General features: G+C 38.6%; 18 protein-coding genes. 13 read left to right on the top strand and 5 right to left on the bottom strand.

Features of this window, described 5'->3' with window-relative positions; genetic code table 11:
* Positions 1–68 precede the first annotated feature (68 nt).
* Positions 69–2483: a 7TM diverse intracellular signaling domain-containing protein gene (locus AAC073_RS20265; protein ID WP_339925634.1), complete on the top strand. Its 2415-nt coding sequence runs from the start codon at positions 69–71 to the stop codon at positions 2481–2483.
* 153 nt (positions 2484–2636) lie between these two features.
* On the opposite strand, the gene AAC073_RS20260 is transcribed toward AAC073_RS20265, so the two are convergent.
* Both AAC073_RS20260 and AAC073_RS20255 read right to left on the bottom strand, forming a co-directional pair.
* Entirely contained in the window at positions 2637–3452 is an 816-nt protein-coding gene (locus AAC073_RS20260; protein ID WP_339925633.1) for an ROK family protein, read from the bottom strand.
* Between the two features lie 110 nt (positions 3453–3562).
* Entirely contained in the window at positions 3563–4468 is a 906-nt protein-coding gene (locus AAC073_RS20255) for an NAD(P)/FAD-dependent oxidoreductase (protein ID WP_339925632.1), read from the bottom strand.
* Positions 4469–5252: 784 nt separating this feature from the next.
* Here AAC073_RS20255 and AAC073_RS20250 point away from each other — a divergent pair.
* From AAC073_RS20250 to AAC073_RS20220, 7 genes are all read left to right on the top strand, one after another.
* Positions 5253–5780 carry a hypothetical protein gene (locus AAC073_RS20250; protein WP_339925631.1) on the top strand — a complete coding sequence of 176 codons (528 nt, stop codon included), beginning with the start codon at positions 5253–5255 and terminating at the stop codon, positions 5778–5780.
* 58 nt (positions 5781–5838) lie between these two features.
* The gene (locus AAC073_RS20245; RefSeq protein WP_339925630.1) at positions 5839–6276 is read left to right on the top strand and encodes a phosphoribosyltransferase family protein; all 438 of its coding nucleotides are present in this window, start codon (positions 5839–5841) and stop codon (positions 6274–6276) included.
* Positions 6266–8113: a TonB-dependent receptor gene (locus tag AAC073_RS20240; RefSeq protein ID WP_339925629.1), complete on the top strand. Its 1848-nt coding sequence runs from the start codon at positions 6266–6268 to the stop codon at positions 8111–8113. Before AAC073_RS20245 ends, AAC073_RS20240 begins: the two co-directional genes overlap by 11 nt.
* A gap of 11 nt (positions 8114–8124) precedes the next feature.
* Positions 8125–9147, top strand: coding sequence for an aldo/keto reductase (locus AAC073_RS20235; RefSeq protein WP_339925628.1), 1023 nt, complete (start codon positions 8125–8127; stop codon positions 9145–9147).
* Positions 9148–10487: 1340 nt separating this feature from the next.
* Positions 10488–11078, top strand: coding sequence for a LemA family protein (locus tag AAC073_RS20230; protein WP_339925627.1), 591 nt, complete (start codon positions 10488–10490; stop codon positions 11076–11078).
* A gap of 11 nt (positions 11079–11089) precedes the next feature.
* Positions 11090–11524, top strand: a complete 435-nt coding sequence (locus AAC073_RS20225; protein ID WP_339925626.1) for a TPM domain-containing protein — start codon at positions 11090–11092, stop codon at positions 11522–11524.
* Positions 11525–11530: 6 nt separating this feature from the next.
* Entirely contained in the window at positions 11531–12328 is a 798-nt protein-coding gene (locus AAC073_RS20220; protein ID WP_339925625.1) for a TPM domain-containing protein, read from the top strand.
* 141 nt (positions 12329–12469) lie between these two features.
* On the opposite strand, the gene AAC073_RS20215 is transcribed toward AAC073_RS20220, so the two are convergent.
* The 3 genes from AAC073_RS20215 to AAC073_RS20205 form a co-directional block, all read right to left on the bottom strand.
* The gene (locus AAC073_RS20215; protein WP_339925624.1) at positions 12470–13726 is read right to left on the bottom strand and encodes a 6-bladed beta-propeller; all 1257 of its coding nucleotides are present in this window, start codon (positions 13724–13726) and stop codon (positions 12470–12472) included.
* 118 nt (positions 13727–13844) lie between these two features.
* Positions 13845–14330: a hypothetical protein gene (locus AAC073_RS20210; protein WP_339925623.1), complete on the bottom strand. Its 486-nt coding sequence runs from the start codon at positions 14328–14330 to the stop codon at positions 13845–13847.
* An 89-nt stretch (positions 14331–14419) separates the two neighbouring features.
* The gene (locus tag AAC073_RS20205) at positions 14420–15325 is read right to left on the bottom strand and encodes a protein-signal peptide and transmembrane prediction (protein ID WP_339925622.1); all 906 of its coding nucleotides are present in this window, start codon (positions 15323–15325) and stop codon (positions 14420–14422) included.
* A 266-nt stretch (positions 15326–15591) separates the two neighbouring features.
* Between AAC073_RS20205 and AAC073_RS20200 the strand changes: the two genes are divergently transcribed.
* The 5 genes from AAC073_RS20200 to AAC073_RS20180 all read left to right on the top strand — a co-directional run bounded on the left by AAC073_RS20200 (position 15592) and on the right by AAC073_RS20180 (position 24258).
* Positions 15592–16191 carry a sigma-70 family RNA polymerase sigma factor gene (locus tag AAC073_RS20200; protein ID WP_339925621.1) on the top strand — a complete coding sequence of 200 codons (600 nt, stop codon included), beginning with the start codon at positions 15592–15594 and terminating at the stop codon, positions 16189–16191.
* Between the two features lie 129 nt (positions 16192–16320).
* Positions 16321–17382, top strand: a complete 1062-nt coding sequence (locus AAC073_RS20195; RefSeq protein ID WP_339925620.1) for a FecR domain-containing protein — start codon at positions 16321–16323, stop codon at positions 17380–17382.
* 141 nt (positions 17383–17523) lie between these two features.
* On the top strand, positions 17524–20895 hold the full coding sequence (locus AAC073_RS20190) for a TonB-dependent receptor (RefSeq protein WP_339925619.1): 3372 nt from the start codon (positions 17524–17526) through the stop codon (positions 20893–20895).
* A gap of 18 nt (positions 20896–20913) precedes the next feature.
* Entirely contained in the window at positions 20914–22443 is a 1530-nt protein-coding gene (locus AAC073_RS20185; protein WP_339925618.1) for a RagB/SusD family nutrient uptake outer membrane protein, read from the top strand.
* Between the two features lie 270 nt (positions 22444–22713).
* Entirely contained in the window at positions 22714–24258 is a 1545-nt protein-coding gene (locus AAC073_RS20180) for a sulfatase (protein WP_339925617.1), read from the top strand.
* Positions 24259–24300 lie beyond the last annotated feature (42 nt).

Below are 24300 nucleotides of genomic sequence, written 5' to 3'. Positions count from 1 at the left end.
AAATATAAAATAATTGGTTAATCAAAATTTTTAATTTTACTTTACCAAGTATTTATATTGTAAAACCTATGAATAAAATCATAAAACGCTGTTTTTTTGGACTAATTACATTTTTTTACTCTTTTAATGCATTTTCATATGGATCAAACCCATTTGAGGCCAAAGATCAAGAGGCACAACTTGCTGTTTCCCTTTATGATTATGCTGAAATCACAAATGTAGGAGACAATAACTTCACTTTTGAAGAATTTTTAACCCAGCAAAATAGCCTAAAATTTAAGCCAATCGAAGGACCTTCAACCAACCTCGGCTTTACCAAAAACAAATATTGGTTGCGTTTTAGCATTAAGAACATTTCTGATACTCACCTTAAATATTTTTTGGAAACCGGAAGGCCCATCACAGACCATGTGGACATGTACATCCTATCAGAAGGAGAGCCGACCAATCATTTAAAAAATGGTGACCTCATCCCTTTTGATGAGAGAAGTTTTGCTCACAGAAAAATCATATTTCCCTTAAACTTAGAAGCGGGAAAAAGTTACAGTGTGTACCTACATTATCAAAGTGATGGAGAGGTGATCAACCTGCCTCTAGAATTGCATACTCCAACCAGCCTGGTGCTAAGCTCCTATCAAAACCAGCTGTTTCATGGCTTATTTTACGGGATTTTATTATTGGCAGGAGCCATATACCTTTTTTTTTATTTTGGTATAGGAGAGAAAAGTTTTCTTCTCTACAGTGTTTACGTGCTTTCTGTTGGCCTACTCCACATGTCCTTGGATGGTTATTTTTACCAGTACATTAACCCGGCTTCTGGATGGCTCAATAAAAATGCAATATTGATTACAGCCACACTTTCGGCAATGGGTTTTGGCAGGTATGCACAAATTTATACCAATGTAAAAGAATGGAGTGAAGGTTTAAACAAGGCGCTAATTCTCCTACTGAGCGCTTTGGCGATACTTTTAATTTGCATAATATTTATTCCCAATGGAAAAGCGATCTATTATCCTGCCGTAAATTTGCTTAGTTTCTTATTATTGATGGTTTTGATAAGTACTGTTCTGCTAAGTTATGTAAAAGGTCAAAAACTGGATTTCTTTTTCACCTTTGCCATCTTTAGTTTTACAGTAGGTTTTTTCATCCTTATTTTCAATAACTTCAGCTTAATACCTAATTCTTTTTTTACCGAAAATGGTTCTAAAATAGGTACGGGTTTTGAAATAATATTCCTCTCATTGGCCATGTCTAATCGGATTAGGCTCTTAAAATCAGAGAAGGAAAAACTTCAGGAAGTGGCGTTGCAAAAGTCCGAAGAATCAAATGAAGTCAAATCGTTTTTTCTATCAAACATTAGCCACGAATTGAGAACACCTTTGAATGCAATAATTGGTCTGACACAATCCATTCAGGAAACAAATAAAGATGAATCAATTATCTCAAACTTGAACGTGATCCAATACTCTTCTTTAAGTTTATTGGGGGCCATTGATGATATTTTGGACTTTTCAAAAATAGATAAAGGGGAATTAAAGCTGCAAGAAGCGCCTTTTGATTTGAAAAAATTGATCTATCAAATTGCTAGCTCTTTTGAAAACCAAGCAAAAGACAAAGGGTTAAAATTTACCTTTGAGGAAAGTGGTACTATACCCGAGTTTTTAATAGGAGATAAAAGAAGGTCTGAACAAATTATCCGAAACTTACTGATAAACGCTTTAAAATTTACACAAGAAGGTGGCATTGACTTTAATGTGAATGCGAATAAAACAACTGAAGGTCAGGCCTTAATTCATGTAAAAGTGACTGATACCGGTGTGGGAATTAAAAAAGAAAAACTGGGAAGCATTTTTGCATCCTTTACGCAAGGACAGAATGACGATAAACGAAAATTTGGTGGTTTTGGGCTAGGGCTTGGCATTGTTAAAGCCCTTATAGATCTACATAATGGTAAGATCAATATACAAAGTGAGGAAGGCAAGGGCACTTCCGTGGAGGTTGAATTAAATTACGCTTTACCAAAAACTGGGGAAGAAAGAGATCCTTTTGATTACGCAAAATCCGGTGTTTTTGACCTGGAAAATAAAATTGTCCTCATCGTTGAGGACAATGCCCTTAATCAAATGGTGTTGAAAGTCATAATAGGCAATTGGAAAAATTCAAATTTTGAGATTGCCAATAATGGGCAAGAGGCGGTTGAACTGCTCAAAACAAAACCTTTTGATGTGATACTAATGGATTTACAGATGCCAGTGATGGATGGTTACGAAGCCACAAAGGCCATTCGTTCAGGAGCCTGCGGTGCTTTGATGAGCAATGTGCCGATTATCGCGGTAACTGCTGATGTTACGCAAAAAGCCAGGTTCAGGGTGTTAGAGGTGGGCATGGATGATTATATGACCAAACCCATTAATAAAGAAGAACTTTACAATAAAATTAAAAAAGCTATTTATTTGAGTGCGAAAGATAAACCCTTGATTTAAGTAGAAGACCTGGCCGATTTATTGGGGTAGATCTCCTGAATTGAACCAAAAATTCCTAGAAAGTATTTTAACAAATTTGGCAATATCTATATCATTCCTTGACAATTTCCATTCATTACACCCTTAAATAAAATCATTTAGACCCTAAAAACATTACAAAATAGATACTGCACCTAATGCGGCCACTTTAGAACCATTCTTTACTTTATCCAACAAATCATCCTTCCAAAATTCAGGGAGGGTATTTTCTCTTGCCCCTTTTTCTATTCCCTTCCAGTATCCAGGTAAACTGGCAGTACCACCTCCTATCGATATCTTTTTAGGGTTAAAAAGATTGACAAGACCTGCAATTCCTACACCTAAATAATACCCGGCCAATTCTATTCCACAAAGTACTTCTTCATCCTCAAGCTTTGCCAGATTATACATTTCAAGCGCCGTTAAATTAAACTGTTGCGCCAAAAAAGCGCCACCACAAACCTCATCAATACGCTTAATTTCTTTATTTATAATCAATGGAAAATAGCCAAATTCTCCCGCCCATCCTGAATCCCCCACAAGGGGTTTTCCATTGACAATGAATGCAGCACCTACAGCCGTTCCGACCATTATTACCCCCCCAGTAAAATTGCCCTCACTATCACTAAATTCCTGAGCAAGCGCAGCTCTTATATCATTGATAGCCTTTACCACAGGGCTAAATTTACTTAGGGCCTTGTTGGCATTCCAGCCTTTAAAATGGGGCAAAACATCACAAGATACAACACCTCCGTCGGCGGTCAACAGTCCCGGAATAGCAATACCAATTCCATTTGGATTCAAATGATTCTTTTCAATAAAGGCTTTGAGAATTGTTTCCAATTGAGATGGCGTAAAGTCACTTCCTGTGTTAAATCTCTCTTCAAGACCTCCTGCAATCATTAAGACCTTTGTCCCACCCAAATCTATTCCGATTTTCACAGCATTCATTTTATTTGGTTTAAGCTTTTCAATACGCTAAAAAAGTAAATATACGTGAAATCTGCTTTTTTGACTGTAGTGATTCTGCTTTTAAATTGGCAAAAATTGCTTCTTTCTTCCTAGACAGCTTCTTGGGTTAGCTCATGATTGACCACAGCACCTGCCACGTTCCCACTGTAAACAGCAATGGCCACTGAACGCATCATAGAACTGTTATCACCACAGGCCAAAACCCCCTTCACAGAAGTCTTCCCCATAAGATCCACTTCAATGTATCCAAATTCTGTGAGTTGGCAACCCAATTCAACAGGTATTGAATTTTGTTCAAAAGGAATGGCGGCATAAGCGGCATCAAATGCCTCCCTACTTCCATCTTTAAAACGTATGTATTTCAGATGTCCAGCATCATGCTCAATTGTTGAAATCTCTTTTTCTATAATTTTAATGCCGTTTTTATTAAGTTTTTGAAACTGTAATTCATCAAAAGTACAGTCCTCAGAAGTGATAATGGTGAGTTTTTTGCTAAGGTTATTGACCAATGAAGCAAGGTGGAAAGCAGTGTCCCCATTGGCCAATATGGCCGTCTTTTTACCCCTTATTTCATATCCATGACAATAAGGGCAATGTACCACTGATATTCCCCAGCATTCGGCAAAACCTTCTATACCCGGCATTAGGTCTCTTATTCCTGTTGCAATCACTAGCTTTTTTGCATAAAAGACATCCCCATTTCCCGTTATGACCTCAAACCCTTCTGAAAGCTTGGTTGCTGTAATTACCAATCCTTCATAAAAAGTTACGGTTTTGTATTTAGCCACCTGACTTCTGGAAATTGTTGCGATTTCTTGAGGCGTACTCCCGTCTTGCGTTAGGAAGTTATGAGAATGTGGTGTTTGACGATTGCATGCTTTTCCTGCATCTATTACTAAAGTTTTTCTAAGAGACCGTCCCAATGCCATCGCTGCAGAAAGTCCTGCATAACTTCCTCCTATAATTATTACTTCATAATCTTTTGTGTGTGCCATACGATTGAATTTTTGAAAACAGAAAAGAAACATAAATGCATGGGAATAAATAGGCAATCAAACAGGTTTTAAGTTGTTTCCCTGCCCCCTTTTTGCCTAATAACTTGGACAAAAGTAATCAAAATAAACAATAATGCAACAATGTTGCATTATTAAATCGCAATAATTAGCAATACAAAATAGCATTAAAAAGAAACAAAAGAATTGGCCATCGATGCTCCAATATTCAGTCACAAGAAATTAAGCTTAATAGACAACTAATTTAGTGCAGCCGAAGCTTGTATACATAGAATAAAAAAACAAATAGAATTGCAGCTGAGTACGGTTTAATTATTGATTATGAATTAATTCGAATGGTAATTAGAACTCCGAAGAAGTGATGTTTTTCTAACCACCTAACAAATAGCGCCCGTGAATGAGTAAGCAAAACCAAAATAATTTTGTGGGTATTGTCGCCATTTTTATGCAATAATACCCCCAGGGGTACAAGCTAAGTAAGTTAGCCTCCTAACGTTTCTATTAGAAAACTTCAAACCCGACTTTAACCATATGTTTTGGAGGCTTCGATAGGCTCAGCCACCCATTCTGGGTTTTTTCCGTATTACTACCATAATTTAAGGAAGTATTTTTGTCATTTTACGGTAATTAATACATCTGTATTGGAGGATTAAAAAGAAATCATTAAATTAATACATCTATTTAAATCATTAGATAGCATTGATGATTTATAATTTTGCGTGTTCAAAATACAATATCATACTTTGACTTAAATCCCTGAGAAACCATGCAATTTAGCCTAAAAACTGACTATCCCTCTGCTTTGAAAACTGCCGCCTGGGTGTTGCCTATAGCCATTGTTTTCCCTATAATTGTACACCTGGCACCTCCTTATAATGGCATTCCGATTGGTGCCTATTTGTTGCCCATGTTTTACATTCCATTGGTGGCTTTAATAGCTTATCGACTTCCAGTGGCACTTATCGCTGCTGCGTTGTCCCCTTTCTTCAATTTCTTCCTTACTGGCAATCCTAATTGGGGCTTTATGGGAATTCTTACTGGGGAACTGGTCATTTTTACACTATTGGCCAATTTGTTACTTCAAGGAAAACTAAGATGGATAGCCGCTCCCACTGCCTATATTGGCGCAAAAGTTATTTCATCCACTTCATTGCTCCTTTTTCCATTTGTAGAAACTTCGCCATTCCTGTTTTTCAGCTCCTCCTTAGTTAATGCCACGACAGGTATTTTAATTTTATTAGTGATCAATATTTTAAGCTTAAAATACCTCCCTAGTCAAAAAGGCGCTAATTAAAAAACATTCATTTTACCCAAGGGCCTAAAGTAAAACCTGCCTTTAAAATCAAACAAGTATGGATACAAAAGTGCCCGTTTCTTTTGTTAAGATAAGTAAAGCCCTATCCAGGTTCCCTTTCCCTCCCACCGATATCGTCGTAGGCATTGGTAGAGGAGGAATTGTACCTGCAAGCCTCGTGGCCCATCAACTCAACCTTCCACTGTTTATTGCCTCCATAAATTATAGGGATGACAGCAATCAACCAAATAGGGAATCTCCGGAATTTTTAGCTTTATTTCCGGCTACCTTTCCAGAAGGATCTCGAATACTACTGGTAGATGATGTAGCGGTCAGCGGAATGACCTTGGAGCTGTTGAAAAAAACATTGATGGACTACCCGGTCAAAACTTTTGTACTGAAAGGAAAGGCAGATCATGTCCTTTTTCCAGACATTAAAACCTGCGTTCACTGGCCATGGCATGCTGCCGCTAAACCATTGATTTATGAAAGTTAGGATTCTCTTTTGCGCATTACTCATTTGCTGCAGCGAATCGTTGCTGGCGCAGGAAAGGGACAGCTTGATTTTGGAGCTTGATGAAGCAGTAGTCACTGGCACCAGAGTGGAACGACAAAAGAAGAAAGTGGCTGCTTCCATATCTACTATTTCCCGAGAAACCATTGATCGTTCAGGAGAGAATAATATATTACCACTTATTGCTTACCAAGTACCTGGTTTTTTATTGAACGATAGAAGTGTCACTGGCTATGGTGAAGGTCCCGGATCAGGAGGAAATATCAGCATTCGCGGCATTAGCGGATCTCCCAACAACAGGGTATTGGTATTGATCGATGGACAACCTCAATACATGGGGATTTTTGCACATCCAATTGCCGATGCTTACAGCGCTTCCGATATAGAGCGGGTAGAAGTCCAGCGCGGTGCAGCATCAGTGCTTTATGGTTCGAATGCCATGGGTGGGGCCATTAACCTGATTACCCGGAAAGCCGACAAAGAAGGCTGGCATGGGACAGCCAATGCCACCTATGGCTCCTATGGAACATTCCTTGGAAGCATTAATGCCTCTTACAAAGCCGGTAAATTTCATTCGATGGTATCTCTGAATCGCAACAGTACTGCGGGCTTTAGGACAGATGCCAGAGACAGTTTCGATAACACCACGGGCTACCTTAAATTGGGTTATGCCCTCTCCCCCAGCCTTTCTCTTTCCGGAGACATCCAATTGGCTGATGCCACCTATTACCAGCCAGGACCTATAAATGCCCCACTTGAGGATGACCGACGAGAATTTTTACGAGGAAGAGCCGCCCTGTCCATGAACAACGATTGGGGAAATATTTCAGGAGCATTATTATTTTTTCACAATTTCGGAGACCATGAATTTCAAACCGGTTTTTCTTCTAAAGACCAAAACCAAGGCATCACCTTCTTTCAAAACATTAGCCTGGTACCAAAACAAGTCATTACCGTAGGTTTAGATTACAAGCGATTTGGAGGTAAGGCTTACAATGAAAATCTCCCTCCCCCCGCCCGTATTGGCTTAGGAGAGCAGCATTTGGTCAACGAGACAGACCTTTACCTGCACATACAACAGGATTTGGGAGAGAAAGTGAGTTTAAATGCCGGAATCCGCCAAGTACAAAACTCCCAATATGGCGGGAAGCTGCTACCCGGTTTTGGAGCAACCATCCAAGTGACCAAAACCCTCACTTTGAAAGCATCCTCTTCCAAGGCTTTCCGAAGTCCTTCCGTTGTGGACCTTTTTCTTTTTCCATCTTCCAATGAAATGTTGCAGCCGGAAGAATTGTGGAACAATGAAGTTGGTTTTCAGGCCCTATTACTAAATAAAACACTAGCAGTCGAACTTATGGCATTTATGGCCAAAGGAGACAATTTGATACAGATCAACCCAATGGACACTCCTCCTATTGGACGAAATACCGGTAGCTTTTCGAACAAAGGCTTTGAAAGTCAGCTACGCTATCAAGCCGCTAAAACAGGAAACTTCGTGCTCAATTATGCCTATATGCATGCTAGTGAAAACATTCTATTTGCCCCTAGGCATAACCTGAACTTTAGGGCGGATTTTTCGGTGAAAAAATTCACCATTATTCCCTCCATGCAACTTATCGGAGGGCTCCGCAACAGCCTACAAGAAAGCGTGGGGAGTGAAAATTACACTTTGCTAAATCTTAGGGCCCTGTATCAAGTAAGCCCGAAAATAAGCGCCTCCATCACGGGTAAAAACCTCCTAGACAATGCCTATCAGCTTGAAAATGGCTTTCCGATGCCGGGTATAAATATAATTAGTGGAATACAACTAAAATTTTAACTGAATCAACCATGGAAAACAATAACCAAAATAACCAAAGAAGAGCCTTCTTGAAATCATTGGCTGGATTGACTGCTGGGATGATGCTACCCCTTACCCGTATCAATGCAGAAGGAAAAGCTATTCCAACTCCCTATATGCGGGACAGGCTGGGTGATGTGCTTCCCAAGCGTAAATTTGGTAAATCTGACTTATCAGTAACCATGCTCGGATTGGGTGGTGCGCATATTGCTCGCATGAAGGAAAGTGAAGCGGAAAAAACCATAGAACGCGCGCTGGAAGGTGGTATTCGATTTTTTGACAATGCCGAATCGTATGGTTCTGGTACCGGGGAAAGAAGGTATGGTCAATTTCTAACGCCCAAATACAGAGACCTGGCTTTTATTCAAAGCAAGTCCACTGCTAGAGATGGTAAAACAGCCCAAGAACATCTGGAAGGCACCCTTAGTCGGATGAAAACAGACTATATCGACCTTTGGCTGATTCATGCGGTGACCAGCCCTGGGGATGTGGACAGCAGATTAAAAAATGGAGTCCTGGATTATGTCTTGAAGGCAAAAGAAAGCGGAAAAGTAAAGCACATCGGATTCTCAGGGCATTCGGATTACAATGCCCACCTGCGCATGTTGGAAAGCACGGATGAATTGGAAGCCTGCCAAATGCCCATCAATGCCTTTGACCCGAATTACAAGAGCTTTATTACCAATGTGATGCCACGACTCTTGGAAAAAGGCATGGCTCCCTGTGCCATGAAGACCTTGGCCAATGGCGGCTTTTTTGGAGGCACCAGCCATTTCAATAGTGGGGACAAGCCACGAATCGTCCCAAACGCTATGACAGTAGAAGAAGCCATATATTTCTCCTGGTCCCTTCCCATCAGTGTATTGGTAACAGGTGCCGACAATGCTGACATGCTCACCGAAAAGATCGATTTCGCCAAAAAATTCAAAGCCTTAGACGAGAAAAAACGCCAAGAACTCATAGGCCGTGTGTCTGGATTTGACGGGAAGTTGGTGGAGTATTATAAGGTTTAATTCTTACAGTTACATTGTCTCGTCCTAAAAAAGTGTACAGATTATTGTTCAAATATTGGTATAGGTTTTCAATCCCGATAAAATCCCTCCCGACTCTGCCTTGACAGGCACTGTGGGCCCTTGAAAAGGGGAGTTGCGGAAACGAGAATTTTATAATGATTTTGTATTATTGTAATGGGCTGAGGAAATGAGAAATCAAGTTCGCATTCGTAAATCCTAAAAACTCAAACTCCCCCTTTTCATCAAAGGGAGATTTATGAATAGATACCTATTTGAATTGAGAGGCTTCGACAGGCTCAGCCACTCCCTCTAGGTGTAATTTGCAATTACACCTTTTTATCAAACCTCGATAAACTTTAGAAAAGACATGTAATAATGGCCATTTATAGAAAATTGCTGAGTCTTCGGCTCCGCTTGCTTCGACTCCGCTCAGCAACCTATATTGATTTTCGTTTTGCGACCTGATCCCATAAAACAAAAAACATCTCGATTTCGATGTCATCGTCTTCGGTGTCGGAGCCTGTCGAAGACCCCATATCTCTACAACCGTCAATACATGGAAGAATGGAAGTCTTTAGAAACTTTCAGGTCTATGTATGCTTTGCCTCAATGAAAAAACAGCTCCTATCGATAATCGTTTTTTTGGATAACGTTGAGATAATGGTTTTTACGTCATATTTCGGTTCGGTTTATGCCGGCTAAGTCTTCGGCTCCGCTCAGACACCGCATATGTTTTGATTCCACTTTTTCCCTATCCGCTCAGACACCACATATGTTTTGGGTTCAATTTTACGTATCCACTCAGACACAGCATATGTTTTGGGTTCAATTTTACGTATCCACTCATACACCGCAATTTTCAAGTTCGATGTCTCAATTCCAATAAATTAGTAACTTTGGTTCCTGTGTCTGAACCTGTCGAAGACCCTCGTGCGGGTCTTGACTTCTGTTCTGATGACTTCGACAAGCTCAGACACCCGTATGGGTATTTGTTTTGCGAGCGGAGAAGGCCTGACATTTGGCAGCTGTAAAGAAATATTGGTTGTTTATAGGTAATGGGCATTTTCTCCAATTAATGTGGTACCTTTGCTTTTTAAATAGAAAGCCTAATAAGAAAGAATAGTCCTGTGTTTTAGTGTATCTGAGTGGGCTGGAATTGTTTAAGTGTTATGTGAAAAGTTTGAGTGCATTTTCACCTGAAGAGCTTACCCAATCACTTGTTTAAAATCGAGATTTCTTAATCATTGGTATTAAATTTCTCAATAAAAACGCCCATTCAGGGAAACCTCAAGTCAAAATTTACGTCATATAATTTCATTGTTTTTATAAATATTCTTACCATGAAAAAAATATTAATTCCTATAGCCATCATCGCAGTGATCGGGTTCATTGTTTACTCCAAAGCGGTAGGCGTGTACAACACTTTCGTACAAACCGAAGAAACCATCAACGGTCAGTGGGCTGAAGTAGAAACCCAATACCAACGAAGAGCTGACCTGATTCCAAATTTGGTCAATACTGTGAAAGGTTATGCAGACTTTGAACAAGAAACCCTTACTGGCGTTATCGAAGCACGTGCTAAAGCGACTTCAATTAATTTGCAGGCAGATGACCTTACTCCTGAAAACATCGCGAAATTCCAAGGTGCACAGGATCAATTGAGCGGGTCACTCAGTAGACTATTAGTAGCGGTAGAAAGGTACCCTGACCTAAAAGCCAACCAAAACTTTCTTGAATTGCAGGCCCAATTGGAAGGTACCGAAAACAGGATTGCGGTAGCAAGAAGAAATTTCAATCAATCTGTGCAAAGCTACAACTCCAACCTGAGGACTTTCCCGAACAACATGTTTGCTGGATGGTACGGATATGAAACCAAGGGCTATTTCGAAGCTTCAGCAGGTTCAGAAAATGCCCCAACGGTAGAATTTTAAATAGGACAATTATGGCCGAAAAATTATTTAGTAAGGCAGACCGAGAAAGTATCATTGGCGCAATCAAGAATGCCGAAAAGGAAACCTCAGGGGAAATTCAAGTGCATATCGAAAACAACTGCAAAGGTGATGTGCTTGACAGGGCTGCTGAAGTGTTTGAAAAACTCAAAATGCATAAAACAGCACAGCGCAATGCGGTGCTGTTTTATCTTGCTGTGCTTGACCATAAATTTGCCATCCTCGGAGATGCCGGTATTAACAAGGTAGTTCCGGAAAACTTCTGGGAAAACATTAAAGAAGAAATGCTTATTCATTTCAAGCAAAAGGCCTTTACTGAAGGTTTAAGAGTAGGCATAGAAATGTCCGGTCAGCAACTTCAACAGCATTTCCCTTACGACAAGGAAGGAGACATCAACGAACTTCCAGATGAAATATCCTTTGAATAAGACATCATGATCAAAAAACAACTTTTCTTTTCTTTCCTTATATTGGCACTTTCATTTACCAGTTGGGCTCAGGGAGATTTTCCTGAAAAACCGAACCCACCTCGGCTTGTGAATGATTTTTCCAAGACCCTCTCCGCAAATGAAGTGCAACAGCTGGAAAACAAGCTTGTGGCTTATAACGACAGCACTTCTTCTGAGGTAAGCATTGTTTTGATCAACTCTGTAGGGCCGTATGACATCAGTGATTATGCTTTTCAACTGGGAGACAAATGGGGAATAGGTAGAAAAGACAAGGACAATGGCATCCTTATATTGGCAGCGATGAAAGACCGCAAGGTTTTTATTGCCACAGGTTATGGTATGGAAGGAGCTATTCCTGATATCTTAGCGAAGCGTATTGTAGATCAGTTGATCGTGCCAAACTTCCGAACGGAAAACTATTACACAGGCTTGAACCTAGCCACGGACATGATCTTTAAGCTTGCATCAGGCGAGTACCAAGCAGAAAATCTGCCTTCCTCTGACCAACCGGGAGGTGGAATACCGATGTTTATTATCCTTATTGTCGGATTTATAATCATATCTTTTATTAGAAATCGAAATGACAATGACAATCACATGGGAGGCAAACGTGGTGGAGTAGGTTTTTTAAGTACCTTACTTCTTGCCAATATGCTCGGAGGAAGCAGGGGTGGTAAATTCGGAGATTTTTCCTCTGGAGGCGGAAGCTTTGGCGGCGGAGGCGGATTCGGTGGCTTTGGTGGCGGTGGCTTCGGTGGAGGCGGTGCAGGCGGAAGTTGGTAGTGGTTTTGCTCTCATCTTATTATTCTCCTATAGGCCTGAGCCTTTGGGAGAATAAATTTCAACCTTTTAGGGTTTTCTATTCTCATCATTCTTACCAGTCCACTTTACCAATAGCGGTATATCCTTTAAATTAAAGTCGTATCACTTTAGTGTATAAACAATAAGCACCGGATTTTCAGAGTCTTTTGCCGCCAAAGCTGTTTTTGCAAAGTTTCTACCTTTGTTTTTTGCCCAATTCTCAAAATCTACCTGCCCCATTAGCTTATTCTTTTCTACCAAAGCTTGGTAAAGGTCCTTACCAGCTATTCTTACCCCCACCTTCCCGGCTTCAAAACCATATTCTATTATCTTTGGATCATGCCCTTCATCGATATCGTTTATTAGTTTGCCTTCAATAACATGAGTTTGTGATTTCTCCCGGTCATAAAATAGGTTGTAAACTTTCTTTTCGTAACTGAGGATGGTGTAAAGCTGTTTTTCGGAAACATAGTATCGCCCTTGGAAGTATAATTTTGCTCGGCTATTAATAAGCTTAAGTCTGTCTCTTATTTCCAAGCCCTTTAATTCTTCCAAGTCTTGACCATAATTTCCATAGGCAAAAATAAACATGGGAATCATTTGTTGATTTTCAAATTGAAAAATTGTATCTAAAAAAGTCATTCCAAAATAAAGGTGTTGCTTGCTTTTTTGAAAATAGTTTCTCCCGGACATCTCACTTTCAAGTCTATCGGAGTAGAATGGCAAGAAATTAATGGTATCCTGCAAATCTTCATTCAAGGTTTGGATAAAAAACGCTGCTACATTTCTTGCAGAGCTGTACAAATAATAGCGATTGTCAAATACAGAGAACACACCCGGCCCAAAGCGATCTTTCAAGATCAATTCACGTAGAAAATCCCCTTCCAGGTTAAACCACATTAATTTACTGGGATAAACCCCTAGCAAAACCACTTCTTCATTTACAACTGCCAAGGCATCAAGATCAAGGTATTCACCCGGACCTTCTCCAAAAGCGTCAATCTTTCCTATATACTTTCCTGACTTATTGAAAATTGAAATGCATTTGCAACTGTAAATATCAAGAATGTAAATTTTATTTTCATGAAATTTTATTTGATTTAAGCCAGCATTAAGTTGTGCTTCCTCCGAATCATCTGCCAACCATATATAGGAGATTTCCGGCTCAAAAAATTCAGACAGTTTACCGGTTCGGGATTGAGAAAGGTCTACCGAAACCATGGCCAAACCTCGCTCCTGTTTTTCAACATTTTTTTTTTGTTTGCAGCTGCTAGTTAAAAGTAAAATCAAGCCTCCTAATAGCCATAACCAACGATAAATACAGTTGAAGTATACTTTATAAAGGCTTAGTTGAGGAAAAGAGCTTGTAGTGATGGGCATATTCTTTGTCGTTTTTTTATAGATTTAATCAATCCATAATAGGATGTCAATTGCTAACATACTAGTGAATATCTATGCCCTGATTGAATTTAGCATTAGATAAAAAACCTCTCAAAATTTATTTCCTTTCTTTATACCCAAAGCAAATAAACTCCTTTGCATCTTTTTGGTCAATTCGTGTCAAATTGCAAAGTATTTCCTCTTGGGGATTGTCATTATGGACACAGGTAATGCACAAAGATGGTTTTTGTATTAAATCAGTACTAATCTCATATCCATCATCATCAAAGAATCCATTTATTTCGGAAGGTGGGATATCGTCAATATGTCTTCTGCCACGGACGCTTATTCTTTTTATAATGGCTGACTCAATTTCATAATCATTGTTAGGGTCGCTTTCTCCAGTGATACAGGTAAAGCAACTATTCCCAACAGTTGCAGAACCAATTACCCAAATGTCATTTCCACAGGAACATTTAACGCCTTCTTTATAATCTGCTAACGCCGCTTCAAGGCGCTTCCTTAAATCTTTCTCATTTTCACTTGGGTTGTTTTTCAAGTGCTTTTTAACATATTCTTTTATTGAAATTGGGGTAAATTCCATTTTGTTTTAATTTGCGTTGTGAAGTCAATGCTAATGATTTGATATGGAAATTGCTGTTATAAACTGAATATTTACAGCATATATTTTATCTAATTTTCATTAAAGACAAAGGCTGGCTCATCGGTAAAATCCGAACTTACCAAGGTGGGTGCCCAGAATTTTTCTACATGGTCGATCACCAAATCCGTACCTTCGAAATGACTTACATAAGGAGGCATTTCCGGATTGTACATGGTATCTGTCATGTCTCTCATCAAAACCACATTTTTCTTAAGATTGGCCAATTGACGTATGGCAAAAGGCCTTCCCAATACACACATGTTTAAATGTACTCCCATCACCACTATATTATCGATTTTATTCTCAACCAAAATATTATAAACTTCCTGTCCCTGGTCAGTGATATAGTCTTTCTCCTCAATACCAATAGATTCAATTTGTCTGGACCAAGCAGTCATCTCTTCGCAAGGCTTCCCATCGGAACAAGGCATATCGCAACCACCATCACTGTCATCGATGGGCAGCGCAACTTCTTTGTTTTCATCCAGGTAGCACCAATCATTAATCGGGAAATCCTTAGGCGCATTGTGGGTTGGGGTTTTTATCGCTGCTTTCCTTTGAGGAGAATCTTTATAGAAATTCATGGTACCACTAGGTGCATGTATAATGGTCACCCCCATTGCCCTAGCATTCTCCAAGGTTTTATTCATCACCGGTGCCAATTGGGACACTCTTTGGGTAGCCCTTTCACACCAGTGCCTGTCCCACATATCCGTAACAATGATAGCCGTTTTTTGTGGATCCCAGGTTTCAGTAAATTCCACCTCCTCCCAGCTACTTGCTTCGCTCTCAGGTTTAACTTTTTTTCTTAGGTTAACGGTAACCGTCTTCTCTTCACTTACAGCACTGGATTTTCGCTCTTCTTTCTGATCAGACTGGCAACTTAAAATTAAAATTGGCAAACAAAGAAAAACTAAGTAGAAAAATGATCTCATATCAATTTTTTCTACCAATTTACATTATTCTTTTAATTTTTTAAAATATAATGCTATAGAATTTCTACCTTTTACCACTTTCTCACCTGCCGATAATGATTCAGTATACCTTTGAAAATATTTTGATCTATTAAAGTATTATTCAAATTATCCGAAGGAACTGAACCAATTAAATAAAATATCTTTGCTCAATAATAATTTTTAAGTAATATAGTTTGGCGGTTATTAATTTGGCTGGCATCTAACCCAAAATAACACTTTGTAAAATGGATTTTTCATCACTTTCGGAAGTTGAAATATGGTGTCTGGTAAAATCCGGTAACCAAAAGGCATTTTCCTATATTTACAGCACTTTTTCTAAAGACCTATATAAATATGGACACAAATTCACTCAGGATACTAACTTAATTGAGGATGTTATCCAAGACCTATTCGTCCATATTTGGGATTTGAAAAAAAATATTAACATTAAAAATTCCATCAAGTTTTATTTATTTGCTTGTTTTCGCAGGGAGCTAATTAAAAAAATTAAATGCGCTTACAAAAACGAATCATTAGAAGAAGTACATTCCAAATTTAAATGGGAAGCATCCTTTTTAGAAATTCTTGATGAGAATCAAATTATTTTGGAATCTAGCAATAAAATCAGCCTGGCCCTGGATCAAATACCCCTTAGACAAAAAGAAGCCATTTACTTGAGATATATCCAAGAACTTTCCTACGAAGAAATCTCTAAAATGATGGATGTTCAAGTTCCTTCAGTATACAATTTGATTTTTAAAGGCTTGAAAAAACTAAAAAACCTATTATCCTTCACCCGAACCTCAACAAAATTTAGTGGACTATTGTTTTTATTTTTTCAATAATACTCCATCAAATTTATTCTTATTGTAATTATAAGATAAATATTTATTTTTTATGTAATTGTTAAAAAATATTCGGATCTAGAGATGAGATTTCACCTATAAATCGCTCTCTGTTGTTAAAGATCCAAAATGAGAGATTTCAACGCCATTGATGATTTTATTGATGATGCCTCCTTCCGCAATTGGGTATTGAGAAATAATCCAGAAAGTGGCTTGTCATGGAACAAGTGGCTAATGGAAAATCCAGAAAAACTTGAAGTTTTTAATGAAGCAAGAGCAGTTCTTTTGGAATTGGATCTACCAGGCAATGATTGGAATGCAGAAAAAGAGCGGGTTTTGCACCAAAAAATACAACTGAGGATCAATAAGAAGACCATACCGCTACACCTAAAACAAAATAAATCAAAGAATTACGCTATTTATGGATATGGTGCAAAAGCAGCGGTCATTGCTTTTGTACTAATTTTGTCTGTTGTAGGCTTTTTACAATTAAAATACGCAACAGAAAAGGAGATCGACATCAGTGCTATGCTTCAGGATGAATATCAATGGATTACCAAATCAAATCCCAAAGGTCAAAAATCCAAAATACATCTACCGGATGGTTCCACTGTCATTCTAAATGCTGAAAGTCAAATACGATTTAATAACGATTTCGGAAAGTCTGACAGGGATATATTTTTAAAAGGCGAGTCGTTTTTTGAGGTGGCTAAAGATAGTTTATTACCCTTCAGGGTTTTTAGCGGTGACCTCGTTACCACCGCTTTGGGAACTTCCTTCAATATTAATTCCTATGACAAGGACAGGGTAAATGTACAATTGGCTACCGGTCAGGTCAAAGTTTTCAAAGAGAATTTAGAAAGTGAGTCCTTGTTACTTAAACCTGGGGAAGAGGTAATCTTGGAGGAGCATGGGCAAATGAGTAAAAGAAACTTTGATAAGCAAACGGCATTCCTTTGGAAGGATGGCACCCTAAAGTTTACAGATGTTTCATTTTCAGAATTCAAGGTTGCGCTAGAACGCTGGTATGGGGTGGAAATAGGAGTCAAAGGCACTCCATCTTCCGCATTACTCATTTCTGGTGAGTATAAAGACAAATATTTAAGCAGTGTTTTAGAAAGCTTGGGCTATGCCTATGGCTTTGAATATAAGATTGCACAGAAAAAAGTTACGCTAAAATTTAACCAATAAGACATGTAACAATCGCTCAAAAAAATGGACAAGGCTCTTGCAGGCAGGAGCCTTGTCCGGCAGATAGGAAAGTTTCTCAGGCTCTAACTATTTGCCTTCGTTTCACTGAAATAATTAATTAACAATAAAACACCCAAATTTATGAAAAAAACACTACATGCCCTATGTATGATTGGTAAATACTACCTATATGGAATTGCTTTACAAATGCTGTTTTTAAACTTGCTCTATGCTGCACCGATTAATGCCCAGGGTTCTTTGGACATGAAAGAAGTTTACCTGAGCATCAGCCTAAAAGAAGCATCCTTTCCTGAAGTCTTCTCTGATATTAAATCAAAAACTGATTTCTCTTTTATATATGATAAAAAAGTTTTTGAAAAAATCAGTGGAGTAAGCATTAAGGCCGATGGCCAATCCCTTGAAAGTATTTTAGTTGATTTGGCTACGGCACATGGACTAAGATTCAAACAGGTTGATGACAAAATAAGTGTACGCTTAGCGAAAGTAAAAGAGCCTTCACCTGCAATCATTGTGGATGTTACCGTAAGCGGTACTGTGGTAGATAGCAAAGGGCAACCTATTCCAGGGGTAACGGTTTCAGTACCTGGCACCTCCATAGGCACCGCAACGGACCTGGATGGCAAGTATTCACTTTCTGTCCCAGAAGGCACCACACTTGTTTATTCATTTATCGGGTTTGAATCCCAGAGAAAGGCTGTGGGCGACCAGAGTATTATCAATATTACGCTCGCTGAAGACATGTCTTCTTTGGATGAAGTGGTGGTTATTGGTTACGGTACCCAAAAACAGAGAGAAGTTACAGGGTCAATCGCTACATTAGAAGCAGATCAGCTAGAAGACCAACCCGTTGGCCAGTTTGCACAAAAGCTACACGGCAGGATTCCAGGGGTCCAAATAAATCAGGCTTCTGGAACACCGGGAGGAGGAATGGCTATCCGTATTAGAGGAGCGTCGTCTATAAATGCAGGAAATGACCCTTTATATGTAGTCGATGGATTTCCGATTGTTGGAGACATTAACAATATCAACCCAAATGAAATCGAGACTTTTTCAGTTTTAAAGGGGGCTTCTGCTGCCTCACTTTATGGATCAAGGGCTGCAAATGGAGTGGTATTAATCACTACCAAAAGGGCGAAAAAAGGGGAGACAACTATACAGTTTTCGGCAAGTTATGGCCTCAATCAAATTCCTCAACAAGGAAGAAGTGAATTTATGGATGCGAAAGAATTCCTGCAATTTCAAAAAGAAATTTACGAGGATAAAATTAAATATGAAGGGTACACTGGTGGAATACCTGAATTATATCAGAACCCCGAACAGTACACTGGTAAAAGTACAGACTGGTCAGATGTAATCTTAAGAGATGGTTCTGTAGCTAGCTACAATTTAAACATTGCTTCAGGCAAGGACAATTTCACTACCTCCACAACTGCTGGATATTTTAAAGAAGAAGGTGCTGTTTTAAATACAGATTTTGAAAGGTTTTCATTGCGTTCAAATAACGAATATCAATTCAATGAAAATTTTAGGATCGGTGTTAATATAGCCCCCACCTTTCAAACTAGCCAAAATTTTAATACGGATGGGCATTCAGGAAGTGCGATTGTAATGGCAGCATCCTCTACCCCACCTATTTTTTCACCATTTGACACGAATGAAGATGGAACATTGGTAGATAGTTATTCCGGACCAGGAATATTTACACAACCCAATTGGTATAGGAATTTGATGGAGTCTACTAATCGCACAAAATCAACCCGGCTTCTAACCAATGCTTTTGCTGAGTTGGCTTTTATGGAAAACTTTACCTTTAAAAGTTCTATTTCTTTGGACATTCTTGGAAGCAACAGAAGAATGTTTCAGCCTTCAACCTATGGTGTCTCAGGCAATGCACCTCTAAACAGAGCTCAGGCGCAATATGCTACAGAATTTTACTATTCCTGGTTAACTGAAAACACACTTAATTACAGTAAAACTTTTGGTGAGGACCACAATTTTGATGCTTTAATAGGATATTCTGCACAAAAATTCACCCAAGAAAACACGATTCTTACAGGTATAGATTTTCCTGATGATGATGTACAGTGGATAGATGCTGCAGCCATAAAAAATGGAAACAGTAATGTGGGTGAATGGTCTCTTTTGTCTCTTTTCAGCCGGGTCAATTACAATTATAAAGGTAAATACCTACTTTCTGCTTCAATTAGAAGAGACGGTTCATCAAGATTTGGTGGTGAAAATCAATGGGGGTCCTTTCCAGCAGCTTCAGCAGGATGGATCATTTCTGACGAATCATTTTTAAGTAACTCGACAACACTTAGTTACTTAAAATTGAGGACAGAATATGGCTATGCTGGTAATTTTAATATAGGAAACTATAGGCAGTTTGGCAATATCTCTTCTACAAATTATGTCATTGGAAATAGTATCGCTCAGGGAAGAAGCCCTGTTTCCATTGGAAACTCTCTTTTGACATGGGAAACAACTCGAGGGATGGATGTTGGTTTGGATGTTAGTTTCTTAGGGGACAGGATTTACGCAAATTTTGATTATTATAACAAAACCACTGATAATATGCTTTATCAGGTAGATATTCCCTATGCTGCTGGATTTCCAAATATCCAATCCAATATCGGAGAAATAAATATTTGGGGCTATGAGTTTTCTATTGGCCATAAACTTTTAACTGAAAACTTTAAATGGAACACCGATTTTAATATTTCTTTTAACCGAAACAAGGTCATTCAATTGGGAACTAATAATACACCTATTGGAGGAATTGGCGAACAAGGTTTTTCTTCTTATTGGAAAACAGAGGTAGGGAGACAAATGCCATTATTTTATGGGTATGTATTTGAAGGAGTATATATGAATCAAGAGGATTTTGATTCAAGTGCCAAACATATTACTTCAGCTGTTGGTACTACCAAAGTACGGGACCTAAATGATGATGGTATAATCAATAGTGAGGACAAAACCTTTTTAGGAAATCCAAACCCTAAATTTACTTTTGGTTTTAATAATTCCTTTAATTATAAAAATTTCGATTTGAATATCATTATGTCTGGGGCTTATGGGGGTGAAATCTTTGCTTTTAGAGGATGGAATACCCTATTAGACGGTAATTTCAATGTGATCACAGAAGTGAAAGATCGTTGGCGTTCTGAAGAAAATCCCGGTTCAGGGTTTCATGCTTCAACCCGTTCAGGTACTACTGCATTTGGAAGATTTACAAGTAGCAAATGGATTCATGATGCATCCTATCTCACGGTAAAGAATATAACTTTTGGTTACACTTTACCTAATATCAAAAATTACTTCACTAAGGCAAGGGTTTATGCAAGCATTCAACAAGCGCTTGTAATTACCAACTACCCGTATGGAAACCCTGAAGCAAGTTTAAGAGGATTAAGTAGTTTGGAATTGGGCTTTGATGGAACAGCCTACCCAGTTCCCAGAACCATAGCGTTAGGCATAAACCTTAATTTTTGATCCCTAAAAAATTAAATCATGAAAAAATTAATTTATATATATATTATCTTCTGCCTTAGTCTACAATCATGTTCAAACGATTTCATTGAAATTGCACCCCAGGCTTCGGTTACTACTGCGAATTTTTACAAAACACAATCTCAATTTGAGCAAGCCTTGATCGGAAGTTACGAGTCAATTAGAGATGCCAAAGGATCCGTTGCCTCTTGGGTAATGGGAGAAATGAGATCTGACAATACTCATTATGAATACAATAATTTAAATCGTGGAGTTTCTTATTCAGAAAGAGAAGATACTGCAGGTTTTTTGGATGACAACTCAAGTAGCTATATCTCTAGTAAATACAACTCCTGTTATACCGGAATCGCTCGAGTAAATCAGATTTTAGATAAAATTGATGCTGCCGACTTTAGCCTACAGACTAAGGATAGAATTTCTGGTGAAGCCAAATTTATTAGAGCCTTACTTTATTTTGAATTGGTGCGGTATTTCGGAGGTGTATCCTTGCACCTCAATGCTGTTGAAGGAGCCGCACAGGCCTATCTTCAGAGATCTTCCGTTGCCGAGGTTTACCAAGCCATTGAATCAGATTTGAACGATGCTATTCAACAACTTCCGGTAGCTTCATTTCCTCAAAATGGTCGGGCAACTAAAGGTGCTGCACAGGTCTTACTTGCTGATGCATTTATGGCTCAGAAAAAGTATGCAAATGCGGAAACAGCATTGAAAGCAACCTTGCAAATGGGTTATGAATTAATGCCTGATTATAGTTCTGTATTTAATATCAATAACAAAAACAGCAAGGAGTCTATTTTTGAAGTCCAATATCAAGAGGGAAATCAAGGGCAACAAAGCAACTTTTTATATCCGTTTTTACCCTTGTCTTCCGATGTAAGTTTGATTACAGGTATTCAATCACAAAATAGAAATGGTGGAGGATGGAATACTCCTACCCAAGAGATGATTGAAAGTTATGAGCCAGGGGATTCAAGACTTGAGGCGTCTATTGGGATCATTGAAGGAACAGGACCAGTTGGTGAAATGGTTATAGAAAAAGTGACTAGTCCTCTCAACTATACCACTCCTGAAAATAAACGGTCTTATGCATATATAAAAAAATACCAAAACACGCATAGTGTAATAAACAACACGGATGACAATTTTCCAATATACCGTTACTCCGATGCGCTTTTATTACTTGCAGAAGCCCTCAATGAACAAGGGAAAACTGCTGAGGCATTGACTCATTTAAATAGGGTTAGAGAAAGGGCTGGCCTACTCCCTTCGGTAGAAGTAAACCAGGGTGCATTACAGGACATAATCCTCCATGAAAGACGTGTAGAGTTTGCTTTCGAAAATAAAAGATGGTTAGATCTAGTCCGAACAGACCGTGCCATAGAGGTAATGAATCAACACGGGCAATACCTCAAAACTTTGCACCCTATCCTAAGAGATGTAAGTTATAATGTTACCACAAACCGATTACTGTTTCCAATACCTCAGAGAGAGATTTTAATTGGTAGATTGGAACAAAATCCAGGTTATTAGTTAAATCGGTTTTATTATTTGGGAAAGTTAAGAAATAAAATAGTGTCCTTTTTTCCTTTAATCTACCATTTATGCTAAAGACATTCATGTAGCATTCAACTGCTTTACTTTCCGGCTAAAAAGAACTTAAGGGACCCCCCTTAGGTTCTTAAAATGGGATTCTAAAGTACTATCATATCTAATTCGGTATTCAACTCATTTTCACATGAAAATTGGCCGAAAAAGGATTACAAAAAGCAAAATATTGTAATTACTGAACTTTGAAAAAAAATGAAAACATATATTTCAATATTACTAATAATTATAGCTGTGAATGCATGTAATTCACCGCAAAAAAAAGAGGAGAATGACATCGAAAACTATCCTGTAAACTTTCAAAATGTCGTTTTTATAATTGGTGATGACCATAGTACTGAAGTTTTAGGGGCTTATGGTAATAAAATAGTAAAAACACCAAACTTGGACAAAATGGCAAATAATGGAGTTTTATTTAGCCGTGCATATGTTAACTCCCCTGTTTGCTCACCTTCCAGACAATCGATGATCACCGGAAAATACCCTCATGCTTCAGGGGTTTCTTTGCTTTCTACTCCATTTCCTGAAGATCAAATATCCATTGCTGATTATTTGACTCCCTTGGGTTATAAAACAGCCATAATTGGCAAAAATCATTTTAATAGTCAGTCCAATCATGGATTTGAGCAAAAAATACAAAAGAAGGATTACCTGGATTTTATTAAGGCTAATCCTCCCAGAAAACCATCGGAAGGAGTACAGTCTCGACCGCAGTGGAAACCATTTAAAGATCCAGCCAATATTTGGCTTAATGCTGATGCCTTACCCTCTGCTTTTTATGACGAGGAAGACGTAGGGACCTTTTATGCAAAAAAAGCAATAGAATTTATACAAAGTAACCAGGATGACAAATTTTGCCTCTGGCTTGGGTTTGAAGAACCGCATTCACCATTTAACTTCCCCATAGAATATGCCAAAAAGTACAATCCCGAAAACATGCCCCTTCCAAGTGGTAGCCAAGAAGATGACCGCTGGATTCCCGAAGTGTTTAAAGATTTAACTGATGCAGAAAAAAAAGGAATCATTTCTTCCTACTATACTTCAGTTGAATACCTGGACAAAAATGTAGGACTTGTTTTGAATGCATTGGAAAAGGCCGGATTAAAAGAGAATACCTTAGTCATATATGTGGGAGACCATGGCTATTTATTAAATGACCATAAACGTTTTGAAAAACACATGATGTGGGAAGAAGCCGCAAAGGCTCCGTTAATAATTCAAGGAGGAAAGGCTTTCGGAGAAGGGAAAATTCAATCGGAACTGACGGAGTTTGTTGACTTGTTCCCAACAATTGTTGAGGCACTAGGAGAAAAACCACTGAATGATATCCATGGTAAGAGTTTGGTCCCACTTCTAACCGAAAAAACAGACTATCACCGTGATTACGTTTTCTCAGAATTTTTACCCGATAATAAAGCCATGATACGGACCGAAAAATGGAAGTATATTTTTTCCACGGGTAAAAATGATTTGGGAATGGGATATGCAACAGGATTTGGTGCAGCAGGCATTACCCATCATTTGTATGATATTGAGGGTGATCCTAAGGAAACTACTAATCTCTCCAATGACCCAGATTACCAAGACATCATGCAAGGTTTGCAAGTGAAACTTTTAGGAGTGTTTGAAAAAACGCATCCCTTAGCTGGAAATGTTCCAGAGTCATGGAGTATCGAACAGAAATTTGTTGCCTATTGTGAACCTCCAGAGGAAAGTAAGACTTTAGAAACCTCTAAATAATTTATCCATCCCAATTAAGAAACTTTCATAATTGGGATGGAT

The organism is uncultured Cyclobacterium sp., from assembly GCF_963977555.1.
In the GTDB taxonomy this organism is placed as follows: Bacteria; Bacteroidota; Bacteroidia; order Cytophagales; family Cyclobacteriaceae; genus Cyclobacterium.
The sequence above is the reverse complement of the archived record's forward strand: the minus strand, read 5'-3'. Positions and strand labels throughout refer to the sequence as shown.

Bases quoted from the DNA above. Each gene is read 5' to 3' on its own strand.
- AAC073_RS20265 (WP_339925634.1), top strand. From the start codon at position 69: ATGAATAAAATCATAAAACGCTGTTTTTTTGGACTAATTACATTTTTT.
- AAC073_RS20260 (WP_339925633.1), bottom strand. From the start codon at position 3,452: ATGAATGCTGTGAAAATCGGAATAGATTTGGGTGGGACAAAGGTCTTA.
- AAC073_RS20255 (WP_339925632.1), bottom strand. From the start codon at position 4,468: ATGGCACACACAAAAGATTATGAAGTAATAATTATAGGAGGAAGTTAT.
- AAC073_RS20250 (WP_339925631.1), top strand. From the start codon at position 5,253: ATGCAATTTAGCCTAAAAACTGACTATCCCTCTGCTTTGAAAACTGCC.
- AAC073_RS20245 (WP_339925630.1), top strand. From the start codon at position 5,839: ATGGATACAAAAGTGCCCGTTTCTTTTGTTAAGATAAGTAAAGCCCTA.
- AAC073_RS20240 (WP_339925629.1), top strand. From the start codon at position 6,266: ATGAAAGTTAGGATTCTCTTTTGCGCATTACTCATTTGCTGCAGCGAA.
- AAC073_RS20235 (WP_339925628.1), top strand. From the start codon at position 8,125: ATGGAAAACAATAACCAAAATAACCAAAGAAGAGCCTTCTTGAAATCA.
- AAC073_RS20230 (WP_339925627.1), top strand. From the start codon at position 10,488: ATGAAAAAAATATTAATTCCTATAGCCATCATCGCAGTGATCGGGTTC.
- AAC073_RS20225 (WP_339925626.1), top strand. From the start codon at position 11,090: ATGGCCGAAAAATTATTTAGTAAGGCAGACCGAGAAAGTATCATTGGC.
- AAC073_RS20220 (WP_339925625.1), top strand. From the start codon at position 11,531: ATGATCAAAAAACAACTTTTCTTTTCTTTCCTTATATTGGCACTTTCA.
- AAC073_RS20215 (WP_339925624.1), bottom strand. From the start codon at position 13,726: ATGCCCATCACTACAAGCTCTTTTCCTCAACTAAGCCTTTATAAAGTA.
- AAC073_RS20210 (WP_339925623.1), bottom strand. From the start codon at position 14,330: ATGGAATTTACCCCAATTTCAATAAAAGAATATGTTAAAAAGCACTTG.
- AAC073_RS20205 (WP_339925622.1), bottom strand. From the start codon at position 15,325: ATGAGATCATTTTTCTACTTAGTTTTTCTTTGTTTGCCAATTTTAATT.
- AAC073_RS20200 (WP_339925621.1), top strand. From the start codon at position 15,592: ATGGATTTTTCATCACTTTCGGAAGTTGAAATATGGTGTCTGGTAAAA.
- AAC073_RS20195 (WP_339925620.1), top strand. From the start codon at position 16,321: ATGAGAGATTTCAACGCCATTGATGATTTTATTGATGATGCCTCCTTC.
- AAC073_RS20190 (WP_339925619.1), top strand. From the start codon at position 17,524: ATGAAAAAAACACTACATGCCCTATGTATGATTGGTAAATACTACCTA.
- AAC073_RS20185 (WP_339925618.1), top strand. From the start codon at position 20,914: ATGAAAAAATTAATTTATATATATATTATCTTCTGCCTTAGTCTACAA.
- AAC073_RS20180 (WP_339925617.1), top strand. From the start codon at position 22,714: ATGAAAACATATATTTCAATATTACTAATAATTATAGCTGTGAATGCA.